The 16,872-nt window shown below is 36.4% G+C and carries 14 protein-coding genes; 7 read left to right on the forward strand and 7 right to left on the reverse strand.

Annotated elements, in window-relative coordinates; genetic code table 11:
- The first annotated feature begins 10 nt into the window (after nt 1-10).
- The 6 genes from J2772_RS02555 (at nt 11) to apaG (ending at nt 7,786) form a co-directional block, all read left to right on the forward strand.
- The gene (locus J2772_RS02555) at nt 11-511 is read left to right on the forward strand and encodes a hypothetical protein (RefSeq protein ID WP_209913001.1); all 501 of its coding nucleotides are present in this window, start codon (nt 11-13) and stop codon (nt 509-511) included.
- Nucleotides 512-527: 16 nt separating this feature from the next.
- Nucleotides 528-1,796 carry a glucose-1-phosphate adenylyltransferase gene (locus J2772_RS02560; protein WP_209913003.1) on the forward strand — a complete coding sequence of 423 codons (1,269 nt, stop codon included), beginning with the start codon at nt 528-530 and terminating at the stop codon, nt 1,794-1,796.
- Nucleotides 1,797-2,043: 247 nt separating this feature from the next.
- Nucleotides 2,044-3,084: an SRPBCC domain-containing protein gene (locus J2772_RS02565; RefSeq protein WP_209913005.1), complete on the forward strand. Its 1,041-nt coding sequence runs from the start codon at nt 2,044-2,046 to the stop codon at nt 3,082-3,084.
- Nucleotides 3,085-3,209: 125 nt separating this feature from the next.
- On the forward strand, nt 3,210-6,023 hold the full coding sequence (locus tag J2772_RS02570; protein WP_209913007.1) for a 2-oxoglutarate dehydrogenase E1 component: 2,814 nt from the start codon (nt 3,210-3,212) through the stop codon (nt 6,021-6,023).
- Between the two features lie 38 nt (nt 6,024-6,061).
- Entirely contained in the window at nt 6,062-7,315 is a 1,254-nt protein-coding gene (odhB, locus tag J2772_RS02575) for a 2-oxoglutarate dehydrogenase complex dihydrolipoyllysine-residue succinyltransferase (RefSeq protein ID WP_209913009.1), read from the forward strand.
- An 81-nt stretch (nt 7,316-7,396) separates the two neighbouring features.
- Nucleotides 7,397-7,786 carry a Co2+/Mg2+ efflux protein ApaG gene (apaG, locus tag J2772_RS02580; RefSeq protein WP_209913011.1) on the forward strand — a complete coding sequence of 130 codons (390 nt, stop codon included), beginning with the start codon at nt 7,397-7,399 and terminating at the stop codon, nt 7,784-7,786.
- 62 nt (nt 7,787-7,848) lie between these two features.
- On the opposite strand, the gene J2772_RS02585 is transcribed toward apaG, so the two are convergent.
- From J2772_RS02585 to J2772_RS02595, 3 genes are all read right to left on the reverse strand, one after another.
- On the reverse strand, nt 7,849-8,403 hold the full coding sequence (locus tag J2772_RS02585) for a 3'-5' exonuclease (RefSeq protein ID WP_209913012.1): 555 nt from the start codon (nt 8,401-8,403) through the stop codon (nt 7,849-7,851).
- Nucleotides 8,404-8,500: 97 nt separating this feature from the next.
- Nucleotides 8,501-9,484, reverse strand: a complete 984-nt coding sequence (locus J2772_RS02590; RefSeq protein WP_209913014.1) for a glycosyltransferase family 2 protein — start codon at nt 9,482-9,484, stop codon at nt 8,501-8,503.
- 6 nt (nt 9,485-9,490) lie between these two features.
- Nucleotides 9,491-10,375 (reverse strand): lysophospholipid acyltransferase family protein, encoded by an 885-nt coding sequence (locus tag J2772_RS02595; protein WP_209913016.1) that lies wholly within the window; start codon nt 10,373-10,375, stop codon nt 9,491-9,493.
- Nucleotides 10,376-10,455: 80 nt separating this feature from the next.
- Between J2772_RS02595 and J2772_RS02600 the strand changes: the two genes are divergently transcribed.
- Nucleotides 10,456-11,025, forward strand: coding sequence for a thioredoxin family protein (locus J2772_RS02600; RefSeq protein WP_209913018.1), 570 nt, complete (start codon nt 10,456-10,458; stop codon nt 11,023-11,025).
- Nucleotides 11,026-11,110: 85 nt separating this feature from the next.
- Here J2772_RS02600 and J2772_RS02605 read toward each other — a convergent pair whose 3' ends face one another.
- From J2772_RS02605 to J2772_RS02620, 4 genes are all read right to left on the reverse strand, one after another.
- Nucleotides 11,111-12,472: an aldehyde dehydrogenase gene (locus tag J2772_RS02605; protein ID WP_209913020.1), complete on the reverse strand. Its 1,362-nt coding sequence runs from the start codon at nt 12,470-12,472 to the stop codon at nt 11,111-11,113.
- A 250-nt stretch (nt 12,473-12,722) separates the two neighbouring features.
- The gene (locus J2772_RS02610) at nt 12,723-14,285 is read right to left on the reverse strand and encodes a hypothetical protein (RefSeq protein ID WP_209913022.1); all 1,563 of its coding nucleotides are present in this window, start codon (nt 14,283-14,285) and stop codon (nt 12,723-12,725) included.
- A gap of 236 nt (nt 14,286-14,521) precedes the next feature.
- Complete coding sequence (locus J2772_RS02615; protein WP_209913023.1) at nt 14,522-15,568, reverse strand: HlyD family secretion protein; 1,047 nt, start codon at nt 15,566-15,568, stop codon at nt 14,522-14,524.
- 5 nt (nt 15,569-15,573) lie between these two features.
- The gene (locus J2772_RS02620) at nt 15,574-16,830 is read right to left on the reverse strand and encodes a TolC family protein (RefSeq protein ID WP_209913025.1); all 1,257 of its coding nucleotides are present in this window, start codon (nt 16,828-16,830) and stop codon (nt 15,574-15,576) included.
- Between the last annotated feature and the right edge of the window lie 42 nt (nt 16,831-16,872).

Genomic DNA, 16,872 nt, shown 5'->3' on the forward strand with positions numbered 1-16,872 from the left:
AATCATAATATTGCTATCTTCCTGTAAAAAAGAAGATGATGGACTTCATAATGGTTATTTTTGGTTATACGGAGCGGGTCTTAAAGATATGTATAGGGAAGAAGCAACCAAGGCCATCTCTGAAAAATGGAAAATAAAATGGGTAGATGCCGGAGGCTGTGTAATTGATGATGAAACATTAAAAAAGATAACTGACACCAATAAAAAAACTCGGGAAGCCATCGAAAAGAAGTGTGGTGAAGGCTGGGCTTTGAGATATAACAAGGATATTGAGGATTTTATGATGAAACGGGTAGATGTAATGGATGTACTTATCGTAAACAAACTATTCCGAAGCAAGTTGAGAGATCATAATATTCCCATTGATGATGTAGATAAAGAAATAAAAGTACTTAATGATAAGGGGCAGTATGAAGTAGCTGTAATTAATCCGAAGCTGAAATATGAAAATAAAATAGGTTTCAGAGTTAATGTAGACACCAATAAAAGAACAGTAAACTTAGTAAAATAAAAAACGCAATGTATTTATGAACCGAAATGTAATCTCTATTGTACTGGGCGGTGGAAGAGGAACAAGATTATTCCCGTTAACGCATACCAGATCAAAACCGGCAGTTCCTATTGCAGGAAAATACAGGCTGGTTGATATCCCTATTTCAAACTGTCTGAACTCAGGACTGAATAAAATCCTGGTACTTACACAGTTTAATTCAGCATCTCTGAATTCACATATTAAGAATTCTTATCACTTTGATATCTTCAGTAAAGGTTTTGTAGATATTCTGGCTGCTGAACAGAATGTTGAAAATGACAGCTGGTATCAAGGTACAGCAGATGCCGTACGCCAGTCGATGAAGCATCTTGAAAAATATGATTATGACTATATCTTAATTCTTTCAGGAGATCAGCTTTATCAGATGGATTTCCGAGAAATGCTCGATTTTCACATTGAAAACGGAGGTGATGTTACTATTGCTACAATTCCTGTAAATGCTAAGGATGCCACCGGTTTCGGGATCTTAAAATCCGATGATGAGGGAAATATCACGTCTTTCTATGAAAAGCCGAATTATGAGATGTTGGAAGGTTTGCAATCTGAAGTTTCGGAGGAGAATAAACACAGAGGTAAGGAATACCTGGCTTCCATGGGAATCTATATCTTCACTAAAACTATCCTTAAGAAAATGTTTGATGAAGGAGCAGGTGATGATTTCGGAAAAGATATTATTCCAAGCTCTATCGGAAAATATAAAACATTAAGTTATCAATATGAAGGGTATTGGACGGATATTGGAACAATAGAGTCCTTCTACGAAGCTAACTTGGACCTTTGTCTGGACCTCCCTCAATTCAACCTGTTTTCCTCTTCACCCATTTATACAAGAGCAAGAATGCTTCCGCCCTCGAAAATCAATGGTTCTTATGTAAGTAAGGCCGTTTTCGGAGATGGATGCATCATTATGGCAGATAAAATTGAAAACTCCGTAATTGGAAACAGAACCAGAATTGATAAAGGCAGTACCATCGTCAATTCTTACGTAATGGGAGCAGATTTCTATCAAAATACCACGGAAATCGTATTGAACGACAGAGGTGGCCGCCCGAATATGGGAATCGGGAAATATTGCTATATTGAAAAAGCAATCCTTGATAAAAACTGCTATATTGGAGATAATGTAAAGATTATCGGTGGAAAACATCTTCCGGATGGTGACTATGGAACCTATTCAGTACAGGATGGTATCGTAGTCGTGAAAAAAGGAGCAGTGCTGGCACCGGGAACACATATTGGATAAGTAAGTAAGGAAGAGGGGAGCTGGAGGCTGGAAGTTATTAAAGTCGAGTGATGAATATGCTTTTCTTTATTGAATGATTTGTAAATAATAAATTCAATCATAGGACTGTTAGTAATCCTTGGAATAATGGTAACTTCCAGCTTCCTGCAGCCAATTTCCAGCCTTTAACCAGGTTAATTATTGTTAAACATACAACTAGAGTGATCGGCATATTGGTCACTTTTTTTATTTGTATTACTTTTGTGCGATGCGTATTTTTAAATATCTTATTGTACTTATTGTTCTTTTGGGAGGAGCTTATGCCGCTTCCATGTATTATTTGGTGGATGAAAGTAAGAACTTTACCGTTGAAAAAGAGATTGATTATCCGGTAGATAAAGTTTTTGCCCAGTTCAACAATCTCCAGAGTTTTACGAGATGGAACAACTTTTTTACCAGTTCACAGTCTATGGACATAGATTATTATACGCCTTATGAAGGACAGGGAAGTGCCATAAGCTACGTAGACAAACAAAATGATACCGATGGGGAAATGTTCATCCGTTATGAGAATCTTAATAAGACTTTAAAATATCAGCTTTTTGAGGATGAAAATGAAAATCCGACATTAGTTGATGTTAAATTTAAGCCTGTTTCTGCAGAAAAGACCAAAATTACGTGGTATGTACATACTCCGAAACTTTCCGTTTGGAGAAGGGTTGAAAACTTTTGGACAGAAGACCGTTTTGCTGAAAATATCAACAAAAGTATGGTCAATCTTAAAAATTCGTTAGGAAATAAGGTTGAAAAAGACAATCAGATGGCAGCCATCAAGTATGACAGTCTGATGGTGGAAAATGAAGAAGATAAACTGCTATTGGGAATCAACGTAAGTACAGCGAATAAAAAAGATGCTCTTTACAAAAATATCGTGATGAATTATAACAAAGTGTATAATTTCGTATCGATGGATCTTGGTAAAAAAGATGATGAATTTGGCTATCCGGTTCTGATGACCGATGCGGATAACTATAAAGACAAAGAAGTTTCCTACTTCCTGGGAATTCCCCTTTCCAAGAAAATCGGAGTATCTGACAATAACTTTAATTTTAGGTCGGTAAACCCATCACAAAACTATGTAATGTACTACAAAGGGAGCTATGAAGGTAGAATTAAGTCAATTCAGCAGCTGATTCTGAAAGCCAAAAAAGACGAGATGCGCTTCGGAGATATCCGTCAGACCTTTATTGAACGTCCGATGGAAGGTCAGGACGTGAACATTAAGCTCTCATTATCAGTGTATAAGTAATTTTTTCAGAATAATTTTTTTCTTAAGTTTTTTTAACGGTTTCAGACTGTTCTAACTCGGTTTTTTTTATTAAATTTGAAGATTAATTCTACAAATAAATTTTAATAAATAGATAAACTGTAATAATGGACAGATTTTCATTCCTAAACGCAGCTCATTCTCAGTTAATTGAGGATTTATACCAACAATACTTAAAATTCCCGGATTCTTTGGAACCATCATGGAAAGCTTTCTTTCAAGGCTTCGATTTTGCTTTAGAGAACTACGGAGATGACGATAACATTCAATTTATTCAGGCTTCGGCCAACGCTGCTCCTGCAGTACAACAAATTTCTCAGGCGGTAACCAACGGAGAAGTTCCTGAACACATCAAGAAAGAATTTAAAGTAGTAAACCTTATCGAGGCTTACAGAACAAGAGGGCACTTGTTTACAAAGACAAACCCAGTTAGAGAAAGAAGACACTATACACCTACTTTAGACATTGAGAACTTCGGTCTTTCTAAAGCAGATTTAAATACAAAATTCAACTGTGCAGTTGAAACAGGGATGAAAGAGCCTGCTACTTTGGCAGACCTTATCAAGCATCTTGAAAATATCTACTGTGATTCTATTGGGGTAGAATATACGTACATCAACAACGTTGAAGAAAAAGATTTCATTAAAAAATGGCTTCAGGTAAACGAAAACCACCCAAGCCTTTCTGCGAATGAAAAAACAGAAATTTTATTAAAATTAAATCAGGCTGTAGCCTTTGAAAATTATCTTCATACAAAATTTGTAGGTCAGAAAAGATTCTCACTGGAAGGTGGAGAAACATTAATCCCGGCTTTAGATCAGTTGATCTCAAGATCTTCTCAATTAGGAGTAGATGAAGTTGTTCTAGGGATGGCTCACAGAGGAAGATTAAATGTATTATCAAACATCTTCGGAAAATCTTACAAGCAGATTTTCTCAGAATTTGAAGGAAAAGAATTCGAAGAAGATGTATTCTCAGGTGATGTTAAATATCACTTAGGATCATCTAAAAAGATCAAAACAGCTTCAGGAGAAGAAGTTTGCATCAACCTAACGCCAAACCCGTCTCACCTTGAAACCGTAGCAGCTTTAGTAGAAGGAATCTGCCGTGCGAAAGTAGATGATAAGTATAAAGATTATTCTAAAGTATTGCCAATCATCATTCACGGTGATGGTGCTATTGCAGGACAAGGTATTGCTTACGAAGTAGCTCAGATGATGACACTTGAAGGATACAGAACAGGAGGTACTGTTCACATCGTTGTAAACAACCAGGTATCTTTTACCACAAACTTCCACGATGCAAGATCTTCAACATACTGTACAGACATCGCAAAAGTTACAGAATCTCCTGTAATGCACGTAAATGCTGATGATGCTGAAGCAGTAGTTCATGCGATCCATTTTGCTGCTGATTTCAGAGCGAAATTCGGAAAAGATGTGTATATCGATTTATTAGGCTACAGAAAGTATGGTCACAACGAAGGGGATGAGCCAAGATTTACTCAGCCTAACCTTTATAAGGCAATTTCTAAACATCCGAACCCAAGAGAAATCTATAAAGATAAATTAATTAACGACAGCGTTATCTCTAATGATATCATCAAAAAGATGGAAGTTGACTTTAAAGCACTTCTTGATAAAGACTTTGATGCCTCTAAAGAAATTGAGAAAAACGTAATGGACCTGTTCATGGCTGAAGATTGGGTAGACTATCCAATTGGAAAAAGAGGAGCAGTTCAGTTACCGGTTGATACAAAATACGACTTAGCTAAATTGAAAGAGCTGGCGCTTAAAATGTCAACACTTCCAGCTGATAAAAAATTCATCAACAAGATTACAAGACTTTTCGATAACCGTGTTAAAGCTATTGAAGGAAATTCATTAGACTGGGCATTAGGAGAGTTGTTAGCTTATGCTACGCTACTTGTAGAAGGGCACAATGTAAGAATCTCTGGGGAAGATGTAGAAAGAGGTACATTCTCTCACAGACATGCTGTGGTAAAGACTGAAGATACAGAAGAAGAATATATCCCGTTAAGACATGTATCAGAAAGCAGATTTGATGTATTCAACTCTCACCTTTCAGAATATGGTGTTCTAGGTTTCGACTACGGATATGCAATGGCTTCTCCAAATACATTAACCATCTGGGAAGCTCAGTTCGGAGATTTTGTGAACGGTGCTCAGATTATTGTTGACCAGTATTTAGCTGCTGCAGAAGAAAAATGGAAAATTCAGGATGGATTGGTAATGTTATTGCCTCACGGTTCAGAAGGTCAGGGTGCAGAACACTCTTCAGCAAGATTGGAGAGATTCTTAACGCTTTGTGCTAATGAAAATATGGTAGTAGCCAATATTACTTCACCTGCCAACTACTTCCACTTATTAAGAAGACAGTTGAAGTGGGCATTCAGAAAGCCATTGATTGTAATGAGCCCTAAATCTTTATTGAGACACCCTAAAGTAGTTTCTCCACTTGAAGATTTCGCAACAGGTTCATTCCAGCCAATCTTAGACGATCCAACTGCAGATCCTAAAAAAGTAGAAAAATTAGTTCTTTGTTCAGGTAAACTGTACTTCGAATTATTAGCGAAGAAAGAAGAATTAAACTGTGAAAATATTGCATTAGTAAGATTCGAACAGTTATATCCACTTCAGGCAGATGCTATTGAAGCAATCTTCAGCAAATACGAAAACAGAAAACAATTAGTGTGGGCTCAGGAAGAACCTGAAAACATGGGGGCTTGGTCTTATATCCTGAGAAATTTCAGAGATACAGGAATTCAGGTAGTAGCTCCGGTACCAAGTGGTGCTCCAGCTCCAGGTAGTCACAAAATGTTTGAGAAGAACCAAAATGCAGTGATCAACAGAGTTTTTGATAGAGATGATGCTCCTGCAAAAAGACCCGTTACAGCTTAATTAAATAATAATCAATTAAAAAATAAAAAATACTCGATATGTCAGTTTTAGAAATGAAAGTTCCTTCACCGGGCGAATCAATCACAGAAGTTGAAATTGCAACTTGGCTTGTAAAAGATGGTGATTACGTAGAAAAAGATCAACCTATCGCTGAAGTAGACTCAGACAAAGCAACTCTTGAATTGCCGGCAGAACAAAGTGGTATTATCACTTTAAAAGCAGAAGAAGGTGATGTAGTTCAAGTAGGTCAGGTAGTTTGTTTAATTGATATGGATGCTGCAAGACCAGAAGGTGCTGCACCTGCTGCTGAGGCTCCAAAACAGGAAGAAGCTCCAAAGGCTGCTGAACCTGCTAAACAAGAAGCTCCGAAACCAGCTGTGCCGGTTGCTGCTCCACAAACTTATGCAACAGGAGCTCCATCTCCGGCTGCTAAGAAAATCCTTGACGAAAAAGGAATGGATGCTGCACAGGTTTCTGGTACAGGAAGAGATGGAAGAATCACTAAGACTGATGCTGAATTAGCTGCAGTTCCTGCATTAGGAGGAAGCCCTCTTACTGCTACAGGTTCTAGATCTACAACTACAACTAAACTTTCAGTTTTAAGAAGAAAAATCGCTCAGAGATTAGTTTCTGTGAAGAATGAAACAGCTATGTTAACAACTTTCAACGAAGTTGACATGTCTGAAATCTTCAGATTAAGAAAATTATATAAAGAAGAATTCGCTCAAAAACACGGAGTTGGACTTGGTTTCATGTCTTTCTTTACAAAAGCAGTTACAAGAGCATTAGAAATGTATCCTGATGTAAATGCATCTATTGACGGAGACTTCAAAGTAAACTACGATTTCTGCGATATTTCAATTGCAGTTTCAGGTCCTAAAGGATTAATGGTTCCTGTATTGAGAAATGCAGAAAACATGTCTTTCAGCGCTGTTGAAGCAAACATCAAAGATCTTGCTACAAAAGTAAGAGACGGTAAAATTACTGTTGATGAAATGACTGGTGGTACATTCACTATTACAAACGGTGGTACTTTCGGATCTATGTTATCTACACCAATCATCAACCCACCTCAATCTGCAATCTTAGGAATGCACAACATCATCCAGAGACCAGTTGCTGTTGATGGACAAGTTGTAATCAGACCAATGATGTATGTAGCGATGTCTTATGACCACAGAATTATCGACGGAAAAGAATCTGTAGGATTCCTTGTAGCGGTAAAAGAAGGTATTGACAATCCTGTTCAAGTATTAATGGGAGGTGACGAAAGAAAAGGCCTTGGATTATAGGTTTTAATAAAATTATAATGTAAATATATAATCTCGCCTTAAAAAAGGCGAGATTTTTGTATCTATTAAGAAAATACTACAATGATGTTTTCAAAAATGACTTCCAATATCAAAGTTTCAGTTATACCTGAATATGATAGTAAGAATAGTTATCCATCCGAAAACCGTTATGTTTTCAAGTACAATATCACTATAGAAAATGACGGAAGCTTTCCTATAAAAGTACTGAAAAGAAAATGGCTCATCTTTGATGTAGGATTTGGATACACAGAAATTATAGGCGATGGAATTATCGGCCTGACTCCAGAGATAGAAACTGGCGAAAATTTCGCTTATTTCTCCAATGTAATGCTCCGTTCCGGAGTAGGAAATATGAGTGGAAAATACCTTGTTAAAAACCTGAAGACTCAGGAGACTTTTGAGATTGATATCCCAAAATTCAACCTGTTATCTGAAGTTTTAAGTAATTAAATAGTGTTGTTGTAAAAAATGACTGATGCAGATATCGGAACCCGGGTCTGTTAGCTGTATTATTAAAGCTTTTTGATTTTTGCTTTCATATATTCATTCACTTCATCATTGCTGGTGAGGAAGAGTTTCTCAAAAGCCAGTAAAGAGATCTTTGCACATACTTCGGCATCAGCTCCGGCTCTGTGGTGATTGAATTTAATATCGTGATATTCAGCCAGTGGCTTCAGCCCATACTTTGGAAGATAATTCCATGATTTTTTAGCAAGCTGTATACTGCACAGGTAGTTTAATTTGGGAGTAAACATTCCGTAATGTTCAAGGCAGCCTCTTAAAACTGAAGCATCAAAACCTGCATTGTGGGCAATCATTAATGATCCATACATCAATTCTTCTGCTTCATGCCAGACTTCATCAAAAGTAGGAGCATCCTGTACATCCTCAGGCTGTATTCCATGCACTGCAATATTAAATTGGCTAAAGTAGGGGAAGCTGGGTGGTTTGATGAGCCAGGTCCTGGTTTCTACAATCTTGGAGTCTTGTACCACACAGATTCCCATCTCACAAGCAGAGCTTTTTTCATGAGTGGCTGTTTCAAAATCTATTGCGCAGAAATCCATAATTGTATTGTTGGTTAATTGTTATTGTATTGCCAGTTTGGGTTTAAAGTTTTGAGTTCAAGGTTAAGGTTGTGCATAGTTGAAGACTGTGTATTTTTTATTTCTCACTTCCGCCTAAAAAATGTGTAAATATTAACCATTTCGACTGATAGAATTGATCTTTCTGGTGTTTCTTGCGAAGTTTCCATGTTCCCGGAAGCTGTCCGTAAAATCCGAAATGTGCTCTAACAACTGCCCAAAGGTGAGGGAAGCCATGTTTTAACCCAAAATAAATTCCAGCAACACCATCCAGGCAAAGCCTGAAAAAGATCAGCCAGATCAGCTTAGGAAAGGGAAGGTTTTTAAGCATCATAGACAGGTTATTTCTGATGTTTAAATAGGTCTTTTGAGCGCTTTGCTTATTCAAAGTTCCACCACCTACGTGATATACTTTGGATTTTCCGGTATAAAATATCTTCTTTCCTGAATTAATAAGTCTCCAGCAGAGATCAATTTCTTCCTGGTGGGCAAAAAATCTTTTATCAAAACCATTTTGTTCCCAAAAATCTTTGGAACGAATAAAAAAGCTGCATCCCGATGCCCAGAAGATCTCTGTTTCATCATCATATTGTCCTTTATCTTCTTCGAGATCATCAAAAACTCGTCCTCTGCAGTAAGGATAACCAAGATTATCAATCAGACCGCCTCCAGCTCCTGCAAATTCAAAGAAGTTTTTATTATTATAGGATAAAACCTTAGGCTGAATTGCAGAAATTGTAGGATCCTTTTCAAACAGATGTAATATCGGTTCTATCCAGTTTTCAGTAACCTCTACATCAGAATTAAGAAGACAGTAATATTCATTGTTAATCTTCTTTAATCCTTCATTATAACCACCGGCAAACCCATGGTTTTTATCGTTTTTAATAATTTTTACAGTAGGGAAATAGGTGTTCAGAAATGCTATGGAATCATCGGTAGAAAGATTATCAATAACATAAATATCTGCATTTTGAGAAAACTGAACAACACTCGGAAGAAATTTTTCCAGCCAGTTTTTCCCATTCCAGTTTAAGATGGCAACAGCCAGTTTGTTCTGCATGTACATCTAATTTTTTTCAGAATCAAAATTTTTGATGGAATCCTGATACTTCCATTTTCTGTGGGACCAAAGATAATTGTCCGGATGTTTGTGTAAGGTGTTTTCCAACATTTTATGGAACTTCTTTACCACTTCATGTTCTACGAATTTTTCATTGTCCGGATATATTCTGTAGTAATTAACTTGGTAATACCCGCGTTTCACTTTTTTCATTTCACAATAAATAAAAGCAAGATCCATTCGGGTGGCTAGCTTGTCATAGCCTATAAAAACAGGAGTCCTTTGGTTCAAGAATTCCAATCCATAAGTGACATGTGAAAAATGAGGAGTTTGATCTGCCACAAACATGTAGATAGATTCTCCGTTATTTTTACCTCGGAAAATATTAAGAATTACTTCATTGGCTTCCAGAGCTTCATTTCCGAATTTATTTCGGACTTTTTTCATCTGGTTTTCCCAAAAATCACTGTTTACCTTTCTATATACAGGGTGGCAGTGCTTTTGAGGAACAATTCTTGCCAAAGCATTGATCCATTCCCAGTTAAAAACATGACCGGCAAGAAGAATAATATTTTTACCTTCTTTTTGTACTTCATGAAATACATCCTGATTAATGTGCTGCATTCTTACTCTGGATTCCGTTTCGGAGATACTGAATGACTTTATAGTTTCTACCAGATAATCGGAGAAATTGCGATAGAATTTTTTCCGGATTTTTTTAATCTCTTCTTCAGATTTCTCAGGGAAGGAATTTTTAAGATTTTGAGTAATTACCTCTTTTCTATAGCCTACCAGATAATAATTTAGGAAGAACATAACGTCCGAAAAAATATATAATATTCTAAGCGGAAGTTTTGAGATGAAATATAATATTTTAATTAAGAAGCTCATAAAACAGGCAAATTTAGTGATAATAAAATTATGGTTCTATTTTTGTAGGGAGATAAGTATTATTTTTTTATTTTTATGTTATGAAAAAATTGACATTGATCGCTGTTCTAGGATTAAGCACATTGGCTTTCTCACAGGAAGTAAAGAACTTACCGGATAAAGGAAAGCAAAAAACGGCTCTTATTGTGCCCACTGAACAAAAAGAATTGGATGCAAAGAAGAAGGCTGCTGAAGAAAAAGCAAAACTTCCTAAGCCTTACAATCCGAAAGCTGATGCTCAGGCTGATATTAATAAATTAGTAGCACAGGCCAAAAAAGAGGGAAAGAATATTATAATTCAGGCTGGTGGAAACTGGTGTATCTGGTGTCTTAGATTTAATAATTTCGTACAGGAAACTCCTGAACTTAAAGAATTGGTGGATAAAAACTACTTGTATTATCACCTGAATTATTCTCCGGATAACAAAAATGAGAAAGTTTTCGCTCAGTATGATAATCCTGGTGAAAAGTTTGGATATCCTGTGTTTATCGTTTTGGATAAAACCGGTAAAATGATTAAAGTTCAGCAGAGTGATGTATTTGAAGAAGGAAAAGGATATAGCAAGGACAAGGTAAAAGAGTTTTTCAATACCTGGAAGCCTAAAGCATAAAAAATACAAAAGGTTGTTTCTATTGGAAGCAACCTTTTGTATTTCTGCAAAAAAATCTGCGTATTCTAAGACATATCTGTGGAAATTATAAAAACCTTTTAATCCAGCTTAATTTTTTCTCAGAATAAGGCGGATATTTGATATTAGGTTCGCCCCATGTTGATTTTTCAAGAATTGCTTTTTGATGAGAGAAAGCTTCAAAACCGAATTTTCCATGATAATTCCCTATTCCTGAATTTCCTACACCTCCAAATGGTAGGTTATCATTGCTTAAGTGCATCACAACATCATTGATGCAGCCTCCTCCAAAAGACAATTTTTGCGTAAAGTTTTCCTTTTCTTCAGCATTATTGGTGAAAAGATAAGCAGCTAAAGGTTTTTCCAATTCCAATACTGCATTCAGGGCCATATTGTAATTTTTAAAACTGATAACAGGTAAGAGAGGACCAAAGATTTCTTCTTGCATGATCTCATCATTCCAGTCTATAGTATGAAGGATAGTAGGTTCTATATATCGTTTTTCTTCATCTAAATTTCCGCCAAAATATATTTTTTCTTTATCAATAAGATTGACCAATCGTTGAAAATTTCGTTGATTGATAATCTTTGTATACTGTTCCGAATCCGGGCTGTATTGAAATTCTTTAATACATTTTCTCAACATTTCCAGAAACTGTTCCCGTATAGATTCTTCTACCAATAAGTAATCCGGAGCAACACAGGTTTGTCCGGCATTCAGGAATTTCCCCCAGACAATTCTTTTGGCAGCAATTTCAAGATTAGCATTTTTAGTAACAATGACAGGAGATTTTCCACCCAATTCAAGAACTACAGGTGTTAAATGTTCTGCTGCGGCTTTGTATACAATTTTTCCCACTTTGGTACTTCCTGTAAAGAATATTTTATCAAACTTCAACTTCAGAAGCTCCGTAGTTTCTTCAATTCCGCCTTCATATACATACAGATATTCAGGGGGAAAGTTTTTATTGATGATGAAAGACATTGCTTTCATGGTATTTTCAGCAATTTCACTGGGCTTCAGAATACAGCAGTTCCCAGCTGCAATAGCAGCAATAATAGGTGAAAGAGCCAGTTGGTAAGGATAGTTCCAAGCTCCGATTACCAGGATATTACCTAATGGTTCAGAATGGATTTTACTTTTTCCAAGCTGATTGACCAGATTGGTACCTACTTTTCGTGGCTTAGAAAGAGACTTTAAATGTTTCAGATAATACTCAATATCATTCAGGATAAAAGAGATCTCTGTGGTGAAGGTATCGAATTTAGATTTTCCAAAATCTTTATAAATGGCTTCGTAAAGAATGTTTTCATTGGAAATGATAAGACTTCTGAGTTTTTCAAGATACATTTTTCTGAAAGCAAGACTCTTGGTCTGCTGCGTTTTAAAAAAATCTCTCTGACTCTGTAAAATTTTTTCAATTTCCATACGAATGGTTTTATCCGTTAAACGTAAGTATTGGTGTGATATTGTAATGAAGAGAAGCAACAATAAGCTGGCCAAAGTTGGTGAGGAAGGAAGATGATGCTGGAAGCTGGAGGCTACTTTTGGACGTTTGGGGAATAAACATTATTTTATGAAGAGCAACTGTAAATTTAAATATTAAATAAAATAAACTTCAGGTATTCTTCAAGGCTTCAATAACTTCCAGCTTCCCACCTCCAGCTTCCCTTCTTCTCTACATAATATTCCTCACCGCTATTTTCACCGGATGATAAAGCAGTAAGAGAAGTGCTGTAATAAAAGCCAACCAGAACAAGCCTGTAAATATCTCCATATTGGAAAGAAGGATAGATTGAGCGGTTATTTTTGCCTTAAAGGTTCCGACGGTTGTAGATAATGATTCATTAACCGGAAGTTTTGAGATATTGACTCCGAAAACCTGGTTCCATTGATTGTAGAAAACCGGATTGGTATCTGTAAGGTTGAAACTTAATGTGTCGGCATGTTTTAGGGTTAAAAATAGCATCAGATTCTGCATTAAAGCATACCCGATAGCTGTTGTCCAAAAGCGGGTGGTTGTCCCAAGTGCTGTGGCATTGGAAACATATTCTTCCGGTGTTGCTGAAATGAGAAAGAAAACCAAAGGAGTAAACAGTAATCCTTGTGCTACACCTTGTAAAAACAAGGGTGGACATATCGTGGAAAGAGTAGTATCCGGATAGAAAGTGTAAGTAAACCATGCGCAATCTATAGCCAGTAAAAGAAATCCTGTAAAGAAAACTATTCTGGACGAAACACCTTTTACCAAACATATTCCTGATAAAAAGACTCCCAGAAGTGTTCCGGCAACATTCCAATACTGGATGTTAACAATATAATCCCAAGGCCATTTCCACACGGTTGCCATGATGCTGTACACATTATTCAACCCTGAACGGATCAGATAAAAAATGAAAAAGAGAATCATCCCTGCAATGACATTTTTAGAGCTGAAAACTTCAAAATGAAATAATGGTCTTTTGGAATTTCTTTGTTTAAGCATGAACAAACCTCCGGAAAGCATGAATACAAACAGGCACATAATGATGGTGTCTGATTCAAACCACATCAGTCTTTTTCCATAAATAATGGCGTAGCCTCCGGCCTGTAAGCATACCCAAAGTAAAAACCAGCTGGCAATATCCAGTTGATATAGCGGTTTTTTGGGGAAAAATCTATTTCTATTGAAAATGGCAATTCCGATGATGAGAACAAAAACATGAAAATAAACCATCATTAAAACCATGTGCTGAAAATCATAGTCTTCAATACTTGATTTCAACAGGGAAGTGGTTACGGTTCCGCCAGTGAGCATAATGGTGTACATGAAAAGGTAGGCAAGAACCTTGGCGTGTTTTGTTTTCAGTTCAGCAATAATCAGCGGAAGGAAAATAGCCCCTTCCAACAACCCAAAAATCCCTTCCAAGAAACGGATCACAAGAATCACATGATAATCATTGGTGACTGATAAAGCGTAGAGAATAATCACTGAAATGGAAGACATCAGCAGAATATAATATTTCACACTGAAGTAAGCCATAAAGCGTTGTAAAACTAAAAGGGTAACCACAAATGTCCCATACATCAAAATCATTAGGTATTGGATGTCGTCTGAATCTACATCCATAAAAGAAGATGTGAAGGCACTGTTGGAATGTAACAGTGACAACAGCATCAGGTGGGGAAACAATGCCAATATAAGAAGTGGCAGTTTCAGCCATTGTGGTACCCATTTATGATAAACTGTATTGTGTTGCATAGTTGTTTTGAAAGCTAATAAATCAGCGAATCTGCTTTTTAGCTATTGATTATAATAAAAATGCGAAAAGACAAAAGGGCAAAGAGGTAAAAGTAAAAGGTAAAATGACAAGTATGCTTAAAGAAAAAATTATAGCAGATCTGTATTTTGCGGTTTTGCCTTTTCGCAGAAAAAAAAATAATTTAATTTGAAAATGATAATCAACCGAATATTTTTGTACTCTAATACTATCAAGCCTAAATCTTCCTTGCACTCACCAGAACATTCATTCCGGAAAGTAGCTTTTCGTTGTCTTTGTTATTATCAAGAATAATTTTTACGGGAAATCTCTGTTCAATCTTTACAAAGTTTCCGGTTGCATTATCTGGTTTTACCAATGAAAATTGAGACCCTGATGCAGGAGAAACAGAAAGGATTTTCCCTTTGAATTCAAAATCCGGATAAGCATCTGCCGTGACAATCACTTCCTTAGTCTGATCGATCTGGCCAAGCTGTGTTTCTTTGTAATTAGCAATGATCCATTTTTCTTTGCTTACGATTTGTACCAATGCCTGTCCTTCTTTAATCAGTTGTCCTTCCTGAATTGTTTTTTTTCCTACCCAGCCATCGTAAGGTGCTGTAATTACCGTATAGGAAAGGAAAAGCTTTGCATTGTTTAAACTGGCTGAACTTTGTTGGATCTGGCTCTTAGCCGGGGCAACTTTAGTTTGTTGTTCGCTGGCCCCTGCTCTTACTGCATTTTTCTGTTGTTCCAGAGCTAAAAGATTTGCTTTAGACTGTTCATAAGATGCTTTTACATTTTCAAATTCCTGTTCTGTGGCGGCATCTTCAGTCAATAGATTTTTATATCTTTTATAGTCCTGTTCCGTTCTCCAGATATCAATTCTTGCAGAAGCCATTTTAGCATCAATAATTTTGGTATCGCTTGCCTTCGTATTAACACTGCTTTGAATGGTGGTAATATTTTCAGTATTGGCATTCAGATTGGCTTCAGCCATATGTACCTGATTAACAAATTCTCTGTTGTCAATAACAATTAAGGTGTCACCTTTATGCACAAACTGGTTTTCATTAAACTTTATGGTTTTAATAAACCCTGAAACCTTGCTGGATACCGGCGTAATATATTGTTCAATCTGCGCATCGTTGGTGGTAACATTTTTTCTCGAAAAAAGATAAAAACTTACCATTCCCGTGACTCCGCTGATGATAAGAATCCAGGCCAGTAAAGTAATCGTCTTGTTGATTCTTTTTTCTTTTTGTGTCAGTTGTTTCTGTGCCATAGTTTTTATAAGTTTCCAATCGTATATTGGAGTTGATAGTATTTGAGTTGTCTGTTAATTTTTACGGAAATAAGATTAGATTCTGCTTCCAGATAGGTATTGTCTGCATCAATTAGTTCAGTGATAAGGCTTAATTTATTCGCATATTTTGTTCTTACAATGCGATAGTTTTCTTTGGCCTGATTAATGGCTTCTTCTGCGATTTTTACCTTCTGGTCGGTTTCTTCAAACTTTTTGTAAGCCTCATATACATTATGTCTTACCTTTTCTTCGTTTTCTTCAATCTGAAGTTTGGCCAAATCAATGTTTTCTTTGGCTTCCTGCATTTTATATTTATTTTTATACAGGTTTTCGATAGGATAGGTAAGGTTTAGCCCGATCATTCCCAAACGATAAGCATAAGGTTCAGGTGGAAAGAACATCATATTCGGATATTTTAAGAAATACTCTCCGCCAGCAGTTATTTTGGGTAAATAATTAGCCTTAATGAGTTTCTGATCCAATTCTTTTAATGAAAGATTCTTATGGGTAATTTCAACCGATTCATTTTTGTTTAAAGCAGTTTCCGTTAACTCTTCAATGTAAGGGATTGCTGCTTTATCAGAGATCAGATCTTCTGTATCCACATGCATTTCCTGCTGTTCAGGAAGAGAAAGAATAGTTTTAAGCTTATGCTCTGCGATCTGTATGTCGTTATCCAGTTCTGTCCAGCTCATTTTGTGATTGGATAGCTGTAGTGATGTTCTCAGCACTTCATTCACGGTAACCACACCATTAGCTTTTAAAGCTTTTACCTGTTTGATGTTCACCGAATCCTCTTTCATCTTATCATTAATAAGAGACTGTTGTTCTTTTAAATGATGAATCTGAAGGAAAGCGGTAATCACTTCCATTTTAAGCTGTCTTTCATCCAGATGCGTTCTTAAAGCTGAAATATCAGTATCAATAGCTGCTTTTTTCTCAGTATTTTTTATTTTTCCACCCATATAGACAGGAATGGAAGCTGATAGCGTAAAATCATACATTCCGTTGATAGCATCATATTTTGTAGGCTTATTAAATACACCATCCTGGTATTGAAAAAGATTGGTAACCTGATTATAGCTGGTATGAAACTCAATATCCGGCAATTTTTCCATTTTCAGGTCTTTTTCCTTTGTCACGGACATCTCCTGTTTTAAATGGCTGATCTGGATGTTTTTGTTGTTTTTTAAACCAATTTCTATAGCCTGTTGCAGGCCAAGATGCTGGTAATCTATCATCTGTGAATGTAAAAGGTTGCTCAATAATAGGCACAACGCTAT

Source organism: Chryseobacterium jejuense (assembly GCF_017877355.1).
GTDB lineage: Bacteria > Bacteroidota > Bacteroidia > Flavobacteriales > Weeksellaceae > Chryseobacterium > Chryseobacterium jejuense_A.